At 70.8% G+C, this 12,902-nt stretch carries 19 protein-coding genes; 3 read left to right on the top strand and 16 right to left on the bottom strand.

Features of this window, described 5'->3' with window-relative positions:
* Window positions 1–9: 9 nt before the first annotated feature.
* The 4 genes from RTA_RS04785 to RTA_RS04770 are packed head-to-tail and all read right to left on the bottom strand — an operon-like array spanning window position 10 to window position 3,096.
* Window positions 10–522: a metallophosphoesterase family protein gene (locus RTA_RS04785; protein ID WP_049871223.1), complete on the bottom strand. Its 513-nt coding sequence runs from the start codon at window positions 520–522 to the stop codon at window positions 10–12.
* On the bottom strand, window positions 503–781 hold the full coding sequence (locus RTA_RS04780; RefSeq protein WP_013900251.1) for a hypothetical protein: 279 nt from the start codon (window positions 779–781) through the stop codon (window positions 503–505). Before RTA_RS04780 ends, RTA_RS04785 begins: the two co-directional genes overlap by 20 nt.
* 25 nt (window positions 782–806) lie before the next feature.
* Window positions 807–1,187, bottom strand: coding sequence for a hypothetical protein (locus tag RTA_RS04775; protein WP_013900250.1), 381 nt, complete (start codon window positions 1,185–1,187; stop codon window positions 807–809).
* Window positions 1,188–1,209: 22 nt separating this feature from the next.
* Window positions 1,210–3,096, bottom strand: a complete 1,887-nt coding sequence (locus tag RTA_RS04770) for an ABCB family ABC transporter ATP-binding protein/permease (protein ID WP_013900249.1) — start codon at window positions 3,094–3,096, stop codon at window positions 1,210–1,212.
* Window positions 3,097–3,139: 43 nt separating this feature from the next.
* Here RTA_RS04770 and RTA_RS04765 point away from each other — a divergent pair, with 43 nt between their 5' ends.
* Together RTA_RS04765 and RTA_RS04760 are read left to right on the top strand one after the other, a co-directional pair.
* Window positions 3,140–3,550 carry an acyl-CoA thioesterase gene (locus RTA_RS04765; RefSeq protein ID WP_013900248.1) on the top strand — a complete coding sequence of 137 codons (411 nt, stop codon included), beginning with the start codon at window positions 3,140–3,142 and terminating at the stop codon, window positions 3,548–3,550.
* A 39-nt stretch (window positions 3,551–3,589) separates the two neighbouring features.
* Window positions 3,590–4,678 (top strand): AI-2E family transporter, encoded by a 1,089-nt coding sequence (locus tag RTA_RS04760; protein ID WP_013900247.1) that lies wholly within the window; start codon window positions 3,590–3,592, stop codon window positions 4,676–4,678.
* On the opposite strand, the gene aroD is transcribed toward RTA_RS04760, so the two are convergent.
* The gene (gene aroD, locus RTA_RS04755) at window positions 4,675–5,451 is read right to left on the bottom strand and encodes a type I 3-dehydroquinate dehydratase (protein ID WP_049871222.1); all 777 of its coding nucleotides are present in this window, start codon (window positions 5,449–5,451) and stop codon (window positions 4,675–4,677) included. The genes RTA_RS04760 and aroD overlap by 4 nt on opposite strands.
* Before the next feature lie 39 nt (window positions 5,452–5,490).
* On the bottom strand, window positions 5,491–5,976 hold the full coding sequence (locus tag RTA_RS04750) for a thioesterase family protein (protein WP_013900245.1): 486 nt from the start codon (window positions 5,974–5,976) through the stop codon (window positions 5,491–5,493).
* An 87-nt stretch (window positions 5,977–6,063) separates the two neighbouring features.
* On the opposite strand from RTA_RS04750, the gene RTA_RS04745 reads away from it, so the two are divergent.
* Window positions 6,064–6,513 carry a helix-turn-helix domain-containing protein gene (locus RTA_RS04745; RefSeq protein WP_013900244.1) on the top strand — a complete coding sequence of 150 codons (450 nt, stop codon included), beginning with the start codon at window positions 6,064–6,066 and terminating at the stop codon, window positions 6,511–6,513.
* An 11-nt stretch (window positions 6,514–6,524) separates the two neighbouring features.
* Here RTA_RS04745 and RTA_RS04740 read toward each other — a convergent pair whose 3' ends face one another.
* The 10 genes from RTA_RS04740 to RTA_RS20095 form a co-directional block, all read right to left on the bottom strand.
* The gene (locus RTA_RS04740) at window positions 6,525–6,839 is read right to left on the bottom strand and encodes a GNAT family N-acetyltransferase (protein WP_013900243.1); all 315 of its coding nucleotides are present in this window, start codon (window positions 6,837–6,839) and stop codon (window positions 6,525–6,527) included.
* Window positions 6,836–8,119, bottom strand: a complete 1,284-nt coding sequence (locus RTA_RS04735) for an RNA polymerase sigma factor (RefSeq protein WP_013900242.1) — start codon at window positions 8,117–8,119, stop codon at window positions 6,836–6,838. The genes RTA_RS04740 and RTA_RS04735 overlap by 4 nt, the downstream gene beginning before the upstream one ends.
* 6 nt (window positions 8,120–8,125) lie before the next feature.
* On the bottom strand, window positions 8,126–8,539 hold the full coding sequence (locus tag RTA_RS04730) for a VOC family protein (protein WP_013900241.1): 414 nt from the start codon (window positions 8,537–8,539) through the stop codon (window positions 8,126–8,128).
* A 30-nt stretch (window positions 8,540–8,569) separates the two neighbouring features.
* Entirely contained in the window at window positions 8,570–8,995 is a 426-nt protein-coding gene (locus tag RTA_RS04725) for a YciI family protein (RefSeq protein ID WP_013900240.1), read from the bottom strand.
* Window positions 8,996–9,016: 21 nt separating this feature from the next.
* The gene (locus tag RTA_RS04720) at window positions 9,017–9,490 is read right to left on the bottom strand and encodes a VOC family protein (RefSeq protein WP_013900239.1); all 474 of its coding nucleotides are present in this window, start codon (window positions 9,488–9,490) and stop codon (window positions 9,017–9,019) included.
* A gap of 115 nt (window positions 9,491–9,605) precedes the next feature.
* Window positions 9,606–9,962, bottom strand: a complete 357-nt coding sequence (locus tag RTA_RS04715) for a YciI family protein (RefSeq protein ID WP_013900238.1) — start codon at window positions 9,960–9,962, stop codon at window positions 9,606–9,608.
* A gap of 45 nt (window positions 9,963–10,007) precedes the next feature.
* Complete coding sequence (locus RTA_RS04710) at window positions 10,008–10,772, bottom strand: enoyl-CoA hydratase (RefSeq protein ID WP_013900237.1); 765 nt, start codon at window positions 10,770–10,772, stop codon at window positions 10,008–10,010.
* Window positions 10,769–11,359, bottom strand: a complete 591-nt coding sequence (locus tag RTA_RS04705) for a 2-hydroxychromene-2-carboxylate isomerase (RefSeq protein WP_041676108.1) — start codon at window positions 11,357–11,359, stop codon at window positions 10,769–10,771. The genes RTA_RS04710 and RTA_RS04705 overlap by 4 nt, the downstream gene beginning before the upstream one ends.
* On the bottom strand, window positions 11,356–12,078 hold the full coding sequence (locus RTA_RS04700) for an SDR family oxidoreductase (protein WP_013900235.1): 723 nt from the start codon (window positions 12,076–12,078) through the stop codon (window positions 11,356–11,358). The genes RTA_RS04705 and RTA_RS04700 overlap by 4 nt, the downstream gene beginning before the upstream one ends.
* Before the next feature lie 2 nt (window positions 12,079–12,080).
* The gene (locus tag RTA_RS20095) at window positions 12,081–12,896 is read right to left on the bottom strand and encodes an acyl-CoA thioesterase (protein WP_081466334.1); all 816 of its coding nucleotides are present in this window, start codon (window positions 12,894–12,896) and stop codon (window positions 12,081–12,083) included.
* Between the last annotated feature and the right edge of the window lie 6 nt (window positions 12,897–12,902).

Genomic DNA, 12,902 nt, shown 5'->3' with positions numbered 1-12,902 from the left:
GGCCGGCGATTATCGGCGCGGGCGCGGCGCGACCTCCAGCGTCACCGTGCGCGCCCTCACCCCGCCATCCTCGATCAGCAGTTCGCCCACCGAGACCGGCAGCGAGAAGCGCCGCGGCCCGGCGCTGCCGGGGTTGATGTACAGCACGCCACCCTGCTCCTGCACCAGCGGCTTGTGCGAATGCCCGGCCACGACCACGCGCACGCCGCTGGCCGGCGGATCAATGGCCAGCTCATGGCGGTCGTGCAGCAGGTGGATGCCCACGCCGGCCAGGCGCAGCTGCTCCACCTCCTTGAGCTGCCGCGCCCAGGGCCCCGTGTCGTTGTTGCCGCGCACCGCGGTCAGCGGCGCGATGCCCGCCAGGGCTTCCAGGATGGCCGCATCGCCGATGTCGCCGGCATGCAGGATGTGGTCGCTGCCGGCCAGGAACGCCAGCGCCTCGGGCCGCAGCAGCCCGTGGGTATCGGAGATCAGGCCGATGCGCACGGGCGGGCGGCCGGCCTCAGCGGGCCGGGGAGGCATTGAGCGTGAAGACCAGGCCGAAGGCCCCGATGGTGGCGATGCGGTCGCCCACCGTGGTGTAGGAAGCCACGCCCAGCGTGTGGTACCTCGAGGCGAAGGCCGCCACGGCACCGATGCCCAGCGCGCCGGCCAGCGGGCTGCGCTCGGCCACCGACTGGCGCAGCCCGGCCCGGTGCCTGTCGGGCGAGGGATTGAGCAGCGCGGCCGCTGCCAGCAGGACGCCGGCGACGGCGAGACGGCGGACGGTGCGCAGTGCCATGAGGGACTCCTCGTTGTTCAGGCTGTCAGCGGCTGCAGGCCGCGCGGGCCCGGGGCAGGAACAGCAGGATCAGGAAAGCCACCAGCAACCCCAGAACCAGCAGTGTGCCGGGCGAGGGCAGCTGCGGGTAGCCCGGCCGCGCGATGATCGCGCTCACGATGCGCCACAGCTGGAACAGCGCCGCCGCCAGGCCCAGCCACCAGCCCCAGGCATAGCGGCTCCACAGCGCCCAGGCGATCAGCAGCGACAGCAGGGCCATCAGCCAGGTCACCGGCTGGGCCAGGCTGACGCTCAGGCTGAGGCGGCTGCCGCCGCCGGCCACCCCGATCAGCCCGCCACTGAGCAGCAACAGGGCATAGGCGACAGCGACGAGGGCGGCAAGGCGGATGGCAGTAAGACCGATCATGGAATGGGGTTGTACCTCAGCTTTAACCCGGAAGCGACTGGATCGCTGCTTGCGGCTCGATCTTGTCGCCCCGGCGTTGTTGCAATGCCCACATCCGCGCGTAGCGGCCGCCCGACGCCAGCAAGGCCTCGTGCGTGCCGCGCTCGATGATGCGGCCGGCCTCCATGACCAGGATCTCGTGGGCATGGACCACGGTGGACAGCCGGTGGGCGATCACCAGGGTGGTCTTGTTGCGCGCCGCGCTTTCCAGCTCGGCCTGGATGGCGCGCTCGTTGGCCGAATCCAGCGCCGAGGTGGCCTCGTCGAAGATCAGGATGGGCGGGTCCTTCAGCAGGGTGCGGGCGATCGCCACGCGCTGCTTCTCCCCGCCCGACAGCTTGAGGCCGCGCTCGCCCACCATGGTGTCGTAGCCCTTGGGGGTGGAGCGGATGAAGTCGTGGATGTGCGCCGCCCGGGCCGCCGCCTCCACCTCGGCGCGGCTGGCGCCGGCGCGGCCGTAGGCGATGTTGTATTCCACCGTGTCGTTGAACAGCACCGTGTCCTGCGGCACGATGCCGATGGCCCGGCGCACGCTGGCCTGGGTGACCTCGCGGATATCCTGGCCGGCGATGGTGATGCCCCCGGCCACCGAAGGGCTGCCCGGGATGCCGACGTCGTAGAAGCGGTACAGCAGCCGCGCCAGCGTCGACTTGCCCGAGCCCGAGGGCCCGACCACCGCCACCGTCTTGCCGGCCGGGATCTCGAAGCTCACGTCGTGCAGGATGGGCCGGCTGGGCTCGTAGGCGAAGTGCACGTGCTCGAAGCGCACCGTGGGCCGCTCCAGTCCCGCCAGCGCCGGCGCGCCAGCCTTGTCCGCCACCTCGCGCTCGCGCTCCATCAGCACGAACATCTTGTCCAGGTCCGTCAGGCTCTGCTTGATCTCCCGGTACAGCACGCCCAGGAAATTGAGCGGGATGTACAGCTGGATCATGAAGGCGTTGATCATCACCAGGTCGCCCAGCGTCATGCGCCCCTGCGCCACGCCCTCGGTGGCGCGCCACAGCATGGCCACCAGGCCGATGGCGATGATCAGCTGCTGCCCGGTGTTGAGCATGGACAGCGTGGTCTGCGACTTCAGGCGCGACTTGCGCAGCCGCTCCAGGCTCTCGTCGTAGCGCCGCGCTTCGAAGCCCTCGTTGTTGAAGTACTTGACGGTCTCGTAGTTCAGCAGCGAGTCGATGGCCCGGGTGTGGGCCGCCGAGTCGAACTCGTTGGCCTCGCGGCGGAACTTGGTGCGCCACTCGGTCACCGTGACGGTGAAGAGGATGTACACGCCCAGCGCCGCCAGCGTGATCCAGGCGAAGCCGGCGTCGAACTTCACCGCCAGGATGCCCAGCACCAGCGCCACCTCGGTCAGCGTGGGCACCACACTGTAGAGCGAGTACGAGATCAGCGACTCGATGCCGCGCACGCCGCGCTCGATGTCGCGCGTCATGCCGCCGGTCTGCCGCTCCAGGTGGAAGCGCAGCGACAGGGAATGCAGGTGCTGGAAGGTCTCCAGCGCGATGCTGCGCGCCGCGCCCTGGGTGGCCTTGGCGAACACCAGTTCGCGCAGCTCGGTGAACAGGGATGTCGACAGCCGCAGCAGGCCGTAGCCCACCAGCAGGCCGATCGGCACCACCAGCACCGCCGCCGGGTCGCCCGGCTTGAAGCTCATCGTGTCGACCAGGTTCTTGAGCAGCAACGGCACGCTGACGTTGGCCAGCTTGGCGCCGACCATGAACGCCAGCGCCGCCAGCACGCGCCACTTGTACTGCCACAGGTAGGGCAGCAGCCGGCGCAGCGTGGCCCAGTCGCGGCCGCGGGTGGGCGCCTGGGCGGGGGAGGAGGAGGCCTGGGGGGGAGCGGCAAGTTCGCCGGCGCGGCGCATCGGGGACAATCGGTGTTGGAGTGAGCCAGAGGAGATTGTGACCATGTCCGCGAATGCAAGCGCCGCCGCCTACGTGCAGCTGCCCACCGACCGGGAGCTGGTGCTCAAGGTCATCCCGATGCCGGCCGACACCAACGGCAACGGCGACATCTTCGGCGGCTGGGTCATGGCCCAGGTGGACCTGGCCGGCGCGGTGGTGCCGGCGCGCCATGCCAAGGGGCGCATGGCGACGGTGGCGGTCAACCAGTTCGTCTTCAAGCAGCCGGTGCGGGTGGGCGACATCCTGTCCTTCTACGCCCACGTCACGCGCATCGGCCGCACCTCGATCACGGTGCAGGTGGAGGTCTTCGCCGAGCGCTTCGGCTCGCAGGGCAACTACATCAAGGTGACCGAAGCCTCGCTCACCTACGTGGCCATCGACGACAACGGCAAACCGCGGCCCATCCCTCGCTAGCGGGGTGATAACCTTGCGCCCCCATTCACCTGCCCGCCCATGACGCCGCCCGATCCCCTGCAGTCGCCCACCCTGGAGCACAAGACCCTGCTGTGGCTGGTGGCCGTCGTCACGGTGGCGTTCGTGCTCATCCTGCTGCCCTTCGTCGGCGCGGTTCTGTGGGCGATCTTCATCGCCATCGTGTTCGCCCCGGTGCACCGCCGCGTGCAGCGGCAGGCCAACCGGCGGCCGACGCTGGCGGCGCTGCTGACGCTGCTGCTCATCCTGCTCATCGTGATCCTGCCGCTGATCATGGTGGGCTTCTCGGTGGTGCAGGAGGCCTCGGTGGTGGTGCAGAAGGTGCGCTCGGGCGAGCTGCAGTTCGGCCAGTACCTGCAGCGCATGCTGGATGCGCTGCCGCCCTGGGGGCGCGCCGTGCTGGAACGCTTCGACCTGGTGAACGTGGGCGCGCTGCAGCAGCGCCTGACGGGCCTGCTCACCAGCAGCGGCCAGATCATCACCACCCGGCTGCTGGGCATCGGCCAGATCACGCTCGATTTCGTGATCGCCTTCTTCGTCATGCTGTACCTGCTGTTCTTCCTGCTGCGCGACGGCGCCCGGCTGAGCGAGCGCATCGCCGAGGCCATCCCGCTGCAGGAACAGCAGACGCACCGGCTGCTCGGCCAGTTCGTCACCGTGGTGCGGGCCACCGTCAAGGGCAACATCGTGATCGCGCTGATCCAGGGCGTGCTGGGCGGCCTGGCCTTCTGGGTGCTGGGCCTGCCGGGGCCGCTGCTGTGGGGCGCGCTGATGGCGCTGCTGTCCCTGCTGCCGGCCGTGGGCGCGGCCCTGGTCTGGGGCCCGGTGGCCCTGTACTTCCTGTTCACCGGCGAAATCGTGGCCGGGCTGGGCCTGACGGCCTGGGGCGTGCTGGTGATCGGCCTGGTCGACAACCTGCTGCGGCCCATCCTGGTGGGCAAGGACACCCGCATGCCCGACTACCTGGTGCTGATCGCCACCCTGGGCGGCATCGCGGTGTTCGGCCTGAACGGCTTCGTCATCGGCCCGGTCATCGCCGCCATGTTCCTGGTGGCCTGGAACCTGTTCACCACCATCCGCAAGCAGCCCAATGGCGGGGTGCAGGGCTAGGCCCGACGCTCCATAGCCCTCTGCAGCAGGGTCAGTCCCTGGCGCAGCTCGGCGATGGGCATCTGCCCCGGCGCCGAGGCCGCCTGCCCCGCCCCGAAACTCAGGGCCGAGCCGAAGGCGCCGCCGGCCAGCCGCGTGACCGCGCCCAGCGGCCCCATGGCCATGCTGATGAGCGGGATGGGCAGCGATTGGCTGGCCTGCCAGGTGGCCGACAGCAGGTTCAGCACGTCGCCCATGTCGCGCGGCATCACCGCCAGCTTGGCCACGTCGGCGCCCAGTGCGGCCGCCTGCCGCAAGCGCCCCAGCAAGGCCTCGACCGGCGGCGTGCCCTGGAAGTCGTGGAACGACAGCACCAGCCCCACGCCATGCGTCCGCGCGGCCTCGCGCACCGCCGCCACGTGGGCGGGGTCGTGGTCCATCTCGTAGTCGACCAGGTCCACGCCGCCGCCGGCGCACACCGCGCGGCACAGCGCGGCCACCGCGGCCTCGTCCAGCGCGATGGGCTGGCCGCCCTCGCGCGCCGAACGCCGCGTGAACAGCAGCGGCAGGCCGCCCGCCGCCCGTTTGATCGCCGAGGCCAGCTCCACCACCTCGCCGGTGCGGGCGATGCCTTCAAAGAAATCGACCCGCCATTCCAGCAGGTCGGGGCCCAGCGCCGCCACGGCGGCGGCCTCGGCCAGCAGGCCTGGCGCGTCATGGGCCACCAGCGGCGCGCACACGGCGGGGGTGGTGCCGCCGGCCAGGGCACGGCCTCGAACCAGGAGGGGCTTCATGGCGGCGATTGTAGGAAGCGCCGCGCGGGCGCCGCCGCTTCAGGAAACGATGTAGGCGCCGGCGCCGGTGGACAGCAGCTTGCCGTCCGGGCCCAGGAATTCCATGCGGGTGGAGGCCACCCGCGAGCCCAGGCGCAGCACCTGCGCCTGCAGCTCGAAATGCTCGCCGATCGCCGGGCGCAGGTAGTCGATGCGCAGGTCGATGGTGCCCAGCTTGGCAAAGCGGTGCAGGCGCTGCGCCGGCGCCTCGTCCATGTGGCGCGCGCCGATCGCCGCCATCACCGCCAGCCCGCCCATCGCGTCCAGCCCCGCGCTGACCACGCCGCCGTGCAGCCGGTTGTGGCCGTAGTGGCCGATCAGGTCGCGCCTCATGGCGATGCGGCCCACGACGCCATCGGGCTGCAAGGCGGTGATCTTCAGGCCCAGCACCTGGTTGAAGACGATCTTCTCCTCGAAGATGGCGCGCAGGCCGTCGACGAACTCGGGTTCGAAGTCGCCGGGGGCGGCGGATGGGTGGCGGGTCATGGGGCTATTGTCGCGTTGGCGGGCCTTCGTACGCTTGTGTTTATGATCCCCACCTCTCTCTCTCGACGTCCTTGGAACCAGAAGACGATGCCAAATATCGCAGCGGTCCTGAAAAGCGAGATCGCCCGTGTCGCCCGCAAGGAGCTTCGCGGCGAGACGCAGCAACTCAAGAAACTCAACGCCCACTACCGGGGCCAGATCGCCACCCTGCGCCGTCGCATCGACACGCTGGAAAAGCAGGTGAACCGGCTGGGCAAGGCAGGCGGCCGGGCCACCGCACGCGCGCAGGAGACCGAGGCGGATGACGACAGCCCGTCGCTGCGTTTCTCGGCCAAGGGACTGGCGGCGCAGCGCAAGCGCCTGGGCCTGTCGGCCGCCGCCCTGGCCTCGCTGCTGGGCGTGTCGGCGCAGTCGGTGTACAAGTGGGAAGACGGCCGCGCGCGGCCGCGGGCCCGCCAGCTGCAGGCCATCGCCTCGCTGCGCGGCATGGGCAAGCGCGCCGCGCAGGCCAAGCTGGAGGAACTGGGCGGCGGCTGACCCTCCGCGGCTCAGTCCGCCACCAGGTCCTGGTACTGCGGATGGCGGCGCACGTAGGCCGCGATGAAGGAACACGAGGGCACGACCTTCAGCCCGCGCCGCCGGGCGTCGTCCAGGGCATGGCGGGCCAGCTGCGTGCCCAGCCCGCCGCCTTCGTGTTCGGGCTGCACCTCGGTGTGCAGCAGCGCGATGCGCTGGCCGCGCAGCCGGTAGTCGATGATGGCCGCCACTGCCCCGCCGGCGTCGAGTTCGTAGCGTTCCCGCTCGGGCCGGTCGTGGATGGCGATGGGTCGTGCGTCCTGGTCCTGGTCCTGGTCCTGGCTCATGGTTTCGTTCCTCGTGCCCGCTGCAGTAGCAATTCGCGTTCCCGGGCGTTGGAGGCGAGCGCGGCCGCCCGCTCGAACTCGGCCCGCGCCTCTTCATGGCGGCCCAGCCGGGCCAGCAGGTCGCCGCGCACGCTGGGCAGCCACTGGTAATTCTGCAGCGCCTTCTCGCCGCGCAGGGGCTCCAGCACGGCCAGGCCCGCTTCGGGGCCGAAGGCCATGGCCACGGCCACGGCGCGGTTGAGCTCCACCACGGGGGACGGCGCGGTGTGCGCCAGCGCGCCGTACAGGTCGGCGATCCGCGGCCAGTCGGTCTCGGCCGCCGAGGGCGCGCGCGCATGGCAGGCCGCGATGGCCGCCTGCAGGGCATAGGGGCCGGGCGCCTGGCCGCGCTGCCGGGCCAGCGCCTCGGCGCGTTCCAGGGAGGCCAGGCCACGGCGGATCAGCAACCGGTCCCAGCGGCCGCGGTCCTGCTCGGCCAGCAGGATGGGGCGGCCGGCCGCGTCGGTGCGCGCCTTCATGCGCGAGGCCTGCAGCTCCATCAGCGCGGCCAGGCCCTGCACCTCGGGCTCGTCGCGCGCCAGCTCGGCCAGCATGCGCCCCAGGCGCATCGCCTCCTCGGCCAGCGCCGGGCGCATCCAGTCCTCGCCGGCCGTGGCGGTGTAGCCTTCGTTGAACACCAGGTAGACCACCTCCAGCACCGAGGCCAGGCGTTCGCCCAGCTGCGCGCCGCGCGGCACCTCGTAGGGCACCCGGGCTTCGCGCAGGCTGCGCTTGGCGCGCACGATGCGCTGGGCGATGGTCGGCTCGGGCACCAGGAAGGCGCGCGCGATCTCGTGCGTGGTCAGGCCGCCCAGCAGCCGCAGCGTGAGCGCGACGCGCGCCTCGGTGGGCAGCACCGGGTGGCAGGCGGTGAAGATCAGCCGCAGCAGGTCGTCGCCGATCTCGTCCTGCCGCGCGGCGTCCAGCGCATCGACGAAGTCCGGCACGATCAGCGCCTCCTGGGCCTCGAGGTCATGGCCGATCTCGTCCAGCTTCTCGCCGCTCATCTTGGCGTGCCGCAGGTGGTCCAGCGCCTTGCGCTTGGCCGCCGTCATCAGCCAGGCGCCGGGCTTGTCGGGAACGCCCTTGGCCGGCCAGCTTTCCAAGGCGGCGATCAGCGCGTCCTGCGCCAGCTCCTCGGCCACGCCGACGTCGCGCACCATGCGGGCCACGACGGCGACGATCTTGGCCGATTCGATGCGCCAGACCGCGGAGATCGCCTGGTGGGTGGCGGAATGCATCCGGCCTCAGGCCTGCGGCGGTGCCGCATTCGGATCCATCCACATCAGCTCCCAGACGTGGCCGTCCAGGTCGGTGAAGCCGTGGGCGTACATGAAGCCGTGGTCCTGCGGCGGGTTGGGCGCGGTGCCGCCGGCGGCCAGGGCTTTTTTCACCAGCTCGTCGACCTCGGCGCGGCTGGCGCAGGACAGGCAGACCAGCACCTCGGTGGTCTTGGTAGCGTCGGCGATCGGCTTCTTGGTGAAGCCCTGGAAGAACGATTCCACCAGCAGCATGGCGTAGCTGTGGTTCTCGCTGATCACCATGCAGGCGCCCTGCTCGTTGGTGAACTGCGGGTTGAAGGCGAAGCCCAGGCCTTTGAAGAAAGCCTGGCTGCGGGCCATGTTCTTGATGGGCAGGTTGATGAAGACTTGGCGGCTCATGGCGGGGGTTCCTGGCTGGATGTTGAAGGACTACTTCTGGCTGGGCGTGTTCATCTCGCGGAAGCGGTCCAGCTGTTCGCTGGGCGCGAAGTCGTCCAGCTCGTACAGCTGGCGCACCTCGATCACCGCGCGCGCGTCCTCCCCCACCGGGTTGGGAAAGCGGCGCGACCATTCCAGGGCCTCCTCGCGCGAGCGCACCTGGATGATGGTGAAGCCGGCGATCAGCTCCTTGGCCTCGGCGAACGGGCCGTCGATGACGGTGCGCCTCTGGCCGTCGTACTCGATGCGCCAGCCCGTGCGGCTGGGCTGCAGCCCGCTGGCGTCCAGCAGCACGCCGGCCCGGCCCAGTTGCTCGTGGTAGTCGGCCATCGCGGCCATCAGTTTCTCGTCCGGTGCCTGCGGCGTGGTCTCGGCCTCGAACTCGGGCGTGGACTTGACGATGATCATGAATCGCATGGTGTTCCCTTTTTCGAGAGGTCAGGACGCGTCGAACGCCCGCTGCAGGCCGGCGACGTCGAGCTTCTTCATCGCCAGCAGCGCGGCGGTCACGCGCCGGCGCCGCGCGCCGTCCGGGTGCTGCAGCATCTCCATCAGCACCGTGGGCACGACCTGCCAGGACAGGCCATAGCGGTCCACCAGCCAGCCGCACTGCTCGCACTCGGTATCGGCCGACAGGCGCTGCCAGTAATGGTCCACCTCGTCCTGGCTGGCGCAGTGGATCACCAGCGAGACGGCCGGCGAAAAGCGGAAGTGCGTCCCGCCGTTGAGCGCGGTGTAGGAGCGGCCGTCCAGCTCGAAGTCGACGGTGAGCACCGTGCCCTCGGGCATGTGGCCGCCCGGTCCGTAGTGCGTGACGGTCTTGATGCGTGAGCGGGGGAAGACCGAGACATAGAACTCGGCGGCTTGCTGGGCCTGGCGGTCGAACCACAGGCAGGGACTGGTCATGGGCATTCGCGGCTCCTGGGCTGGCGGGCCGGAAGGCCCGTCTGGATGCACGACGTGGCAGGCCGGCCCGGATCGACAACCGCCTCCTGGGACAAACCCTAGGTCTGCGCCCCGGAAAGCGCTAGCGGTAGCAGGGTGCGACCGCCCGCACCTCGACGGTGGCCCAGGCGGCGGCCGGGCATTCGGCCGCCACCGCCAGCGCCTGCTCGCGGCTTTCGCAGTTCAGCAGGAAGAAGCCGCCCACCATCTCCTTGGCCTCGGCGAAGGGGCCGTCCAGCACCCGCGCCTTGCCGTCCTGCACCCGCACCTGCGCCGCCTGGGCGTCCTGCGAAGCCAGCGACTCGCCCACCACCAGCAGGCCGCGCTGGCGCAGGCCGTCGCGAAAGCGCAGCATGCGCTCGTACAGCGCGTGCCCCTCGGCTTCGCTGCGCAGGGCGCGCTGGCCGACGGGTTCGTGGATCAGGAGCATGTAGGCCATGGGCAGAACCGTTCAGGCAGCAGGAGCGGCAATGATAGACAGACCTCAGAGCCTGGAGAAGTCCGGCTTGCGCTTGTCCAGGAAGGCGCCGAAGGCCTCCTTGGCCGCCGGCTCGGTGAGCATGCGGCCGAAGCTGGCGCCCTCCTCCTGCATCTGCGCCAGCACCTGGGGCTGCTGGCCCTTCTTCATCAGCCGCTTGGTTTCCACCAGCGAGGACAGCGGCTTGGCTGCCAGCTTGCGCGCCTGCGCCTGCGCATAGGCATTGGCCTCGGTGGGCGGCAGCACGCGGTTGACCAGGCCGACCTCCAGTGCCGCCTCGGCCATGAAGGGCTCGCCCAGCAGCAACGCCTCGGCCGCGCGGTGGTAGCCCATCATCTGCGGCACCAGCAGGCTGGAAGCCGCTTCCGGGCACAGGCCCAGGTTGACGAAGGGCATGGAGAAGGCGGCGTTGTCGCCGGCATAGACCAGGTCGCAGTGGAACAGCATCGTGGTGCCCACCCCCACGGCCGGGCCGCACACGGCGGCCAGCAGCGGTTTGGGGAAGGTGGCGATGCCGCGCAGGAAGCGGAACACCGGCGAATCGAGCCCCGCCGGCGGCTTGTGCAGGAAGTCGCCGATGTCGTTGCCGGCGGAGAAGATGGTCTCGTGGCCTTGCAGGACCACCACCCGCACTGCGGGGTCGGCCTCGGCCGAGGCCACCGCGCCGGCCAGCGCCTCGTACATGGCGGCGGTCAGGGAGTTCTTGCGTTCCAGGCGGTTGAGGGTAAGGGTCATCACGCCGGCTTCGGCGTGCACCAGGATGTCGGTCATAGCAAAGCCTCCTTGACGAAATCGATGCGGTCCTGGCCCCAGAACATCTGGCCGTCCACGAAGAAGGTGGGCGCGCCGAAGACGCCGCGCGCCACGGCCTCCTGGGTGGCCGTCTTGAGCCGCTCCTTGACCTCGGGCTGCTGGGTCAGGGCCAGCAGCACCTCGGGCTGGAAGCCGGCGGCGGCCAGCGCCTGGCCGACCACGGCGGGATCGTTCATGTCGCGTCCCTCGACCCAGATGGCGCGGAACACCGCGTCCACGTAGGCGGCCAGGCGCGCCGGCTCGCGCAGCTGCACGCCGGTGGCGCCGCGCATCAGCGTCAGCGTGTTGATGGGAAAGAACGGATTGTGGCGGAACGGCACGCCGTAGCGCCGCGCGAAGCGCTCCAGGTCCGCCTGCATGTAGTGGCCCTTGGCCGGCACGTTCATGGGCGACTGGTTGCCGGTGGCCTGGAACACGCCGCCCAGCAGCATGGGCTGGTGGCGCACCGCCGCGCCGGTCTCGGCCGCCAGCCGAGGCAGCTGCGTCCACGCCAGGTAGGCGGCCGGGCTGCCGACGTCGAAGTAGAAATCGACCTGCTTCATCAGAATTTCTCCATCCAGGGCCGCAGGTCCAGCTCGTGCGTCCAGGCGTCGCGCGGCTGGCAATGCAGCATCCAGTAGCTGTCGGCGATGTGCTCGGGGTTGACGATGCCGTCCTGGTCCTTCAGGGCGTAGCGCTCGGGGAAATTGTCGCGGATGAAGGCGGTGTCGATGGCGCCGTCCACCACCACGTGCGCCACGTGGATGCCGCGCGGGCCCAGCTCGCGCGCCATGCTCTGCGCCAGGGCGCGCAGCGCGTGCTTGGCGCCGGCGAAGGCGGCGAAGTTGGCGCCGCCGCGCAGCGACGCCGTGGCGCCGGTGAACAGGATGGTGCCGCGGCCGCGCGGCACCATGCGGCGCGCCGCCTCGCGCCCGGCCAGGAAACCGCCCAGGCAGGCCATCTCCCAGACCTTGAAGTACTTGCGCGCGGTCTCGTCCAGGATGCTGCAGGGCACGTTGGCGCCGATGTTGAACACCAGCACCTCGATGGGCCCGAGGGTGGACTCGATCCGTTCGACCAGCCGAACCACCTCTTCCTCCTGGCGGGCGTCGCTGGCGAAGCCATGGGCCTGGCCGCCCGCCGCGCGGATCTGCTCGACCAGCGGCTGCAGCTTGTCGGCGCTGCGCCGGGTGACGCAGGCGGTGTAGCCCTCGCGCGCGAAGCGCCGGGCGATGGCGCCGCCGGTGGCGTCGCCGGCACCCACGACCAGGGCAACTTTCTGCATGGTCACTCCTTGTAGTAGACGACCTGCTGCGTGGTGGCCAGCAGCTGGCCGGCCTGGTTCCACAGCTGGGCGCTGTGGTCGAAGTAGCCATTGTGGAACGCCTGGGCCCGCGCCTGGCCCAGCAGCCAGCCGGTGCCGGTGGCCGCCAGCAGCGCCGCGTCGGCATGGAAGTAGATGGTCAGGGTCACCGTGCCCAGCGGCACGAAGCTGGCGCGGCGCAGCCAGATGCGCGGGAAGAACACGTCGCACAGCGCCGCCAGCGAGGCGAAGTCCAGCGGCCGCGGCGGCGCGTCGCGCATCCACAGCCGGGTGCGGCTGGCGCCGCTGTCGCGGCCGTCCCAGGCCGTGGGGTAGCCGCCCTCGGCGAAGCGCAGCTCGTAGCGGTGGATCCATTCGACCCGGCCGCGGCCCGGCGGCGGCTGCAGCGCCTCGGGCGCCGGCACCTCGGGCATGGGCGTCTCCCTGGCATCGCCCCAGGTCTCGCGGCGCAGCGCGGTGAACACCGTGCCGGTCAGCACCGCCTGGCCCTGCTGCTGGATCTCCACCGTCCAGTGCTGGGTGGAGCGGTTGGTGCGCGCCGGCCGCGCCAGCACGGTGAACGGGCCGTCGGCCACCGCGGCCGCGAAGTTCACGGTCATCGCCACCGGCTCGCCCAGCCGCTGCGGGTGCCGGAGCACCGCCGACAGCGCCTGCGCGGCGGTGATGCCGCCGAACGGTCCCACCATGTTGGCCCAGGCCGGGTGGGTGGCGCCGGCAAAGCTGCCGTCCGGCTGGGGCTGCAGCGCGACGGCCGCGTCGAAGGGGTGGAGCTCGGCCATCACGCG

This window comes from Ramlibacter tataouinensis TTB310 (genome assembly GCF_000215705.1).
In the GTDB taxonomy this organism is placed as follows: domain Bacteria; phylum Pseudomonadota; class Gammaproteobacteria; order Burkholderiales; family Burkholderiaceae_C; genus Ramlibacter; species Ramlibacter tataouinensis.
The sequence above is the reverse complement of the archived record's forward strand: the minus strand, read 5'-3'. Positions and strand labels throughout refer to the sequence as shown.

Bases quoted from the DNA above. Each gene is read 5' to 3' on its own strand.
- RTA_RS04780 (WP_013900251.1), bottom strand. From the start codon at position 781: ATGGCACTGCGCACCGTCCGCCGTCTCGCCGTCGCCGGCGTCCTGCTG.
- RTA_RS04710 (WP_013900237.1), bottom strand. From the start codon at position 10,772: ATGACCGACATCCTGGTGCACGCCGAAGCCGGCGTGATGACCCTTACC.
- RTA_RS04770 (WP_013900249.1), bottom strand. From the start codon at position 3,096: ATGCGCCGCGCCGGCGAACTTGCCGCTCCCCCCCAGGCCTCCTCCTCC.
- RTA_RS04730 (WP_013900241.1), bottom strand. From the start codon at position 8,539: ATGAGCCGCCAAGTCTTCATCAACCTGCCCATCAAGAACATGGCCCGC.
- RTA_RS20095 (WP_081466334.1), bottom strand. From the start codon at position 12,896: ATGGCCGAGCTCCACCCCTTCGACGCGGCCGTCGCGCTGCAGCCCCAG.
- RTA_RS04735 (WP_013900242.1), bottom strand. From the start codon at position 8,119: ATGCATTCCGCCACCCACCAGGCGATCTCCGCGGTCTGGCGCATCGAA.
- RTA_RS04700 (WP_013900235.1), bottom strand. From the start codon at position 12,078: ATGCAGAAAGTTGCCCTGGTCGTGGGTGCCGGCGACGCCACCGGCGGC.
- RTA_RS04750 (WP_013900245.1), bottom strand. From the start codon at position 5,976: ATGACCCGCCACCCATCCGCCGCCCCCGGCGACTTCGAACCCGAGTTC.
- RTA_RS04760 (WP_013900247.1), top strand. From the start codon at position 3,590: ATGACGCCGCCCGATCCCCTGCAGTCGCCCACCCTGGAGCACAAGACC.
- RTA_RS04725 (WP_013900240.1), bottom strand. From the start codon at position 8,995: ATGCGATTCATGATCATCGTCAAGTCCACGCCCGAGTTCGAGGCCGAG.
- RTA_RS04765 (WP_013900248.1), top strand. From the start codon at position 3,140: ATGTCCGCGAATGCAAGCGCCGCCGCCTACGTGCAGCTGCCCACCGAC.
- RTA_RS04720 (WP_013900239.1), bottom strand. From the start codon at position 9,490: ATGCCCATGACCAGTCCCTGCCTGTGGTTCGACCGCCAGGCCCAGCAA.
- RTA_RS04785 (WP_049871223.1), bottom strand. From the start codon at position 522: ATGCCTCCCCGGCCCGCTGAGGCCGGCCGCCCGCCCGTGCGCATCGGC.
- RTA_RS04740 (WP_013900243.1), bottom strand. From the start codon at position 6,839: ATGAGCCAGGACCAGGACCAGGACCAGGACGCACGACCCATCGCCATC.
- RTA_RS04745 (WP_013900244.1), top strand. From the start codon at position 6,064: ATGCCAAATATCGCAGCGGTCCTGAAAAGCGAGATCGCCCGTGTCGCC.
- aroD (WP_049871222.1), bottom strand. From the start codon at position 5,451: ATGAAGCCCCTCCTGGTTCGAGGCCGTGCCCTGGCCGGCGGCACCACC.
- RTA_RS04775 (WP_013900250.1), bottom strand. From the start codon at position 1,187: ATGATCGGTCTTACTGCCATCCGCCTTGCCGCCCTCGTCGCTGTCGCC.
- RTA_RS04715 (WP_013900238.1), bottom strand. From the start codon at position 9,962: ATGGCCTACATGCTCCTGATCCACGAACCCGTCGGCCAGCGCGCCCTG.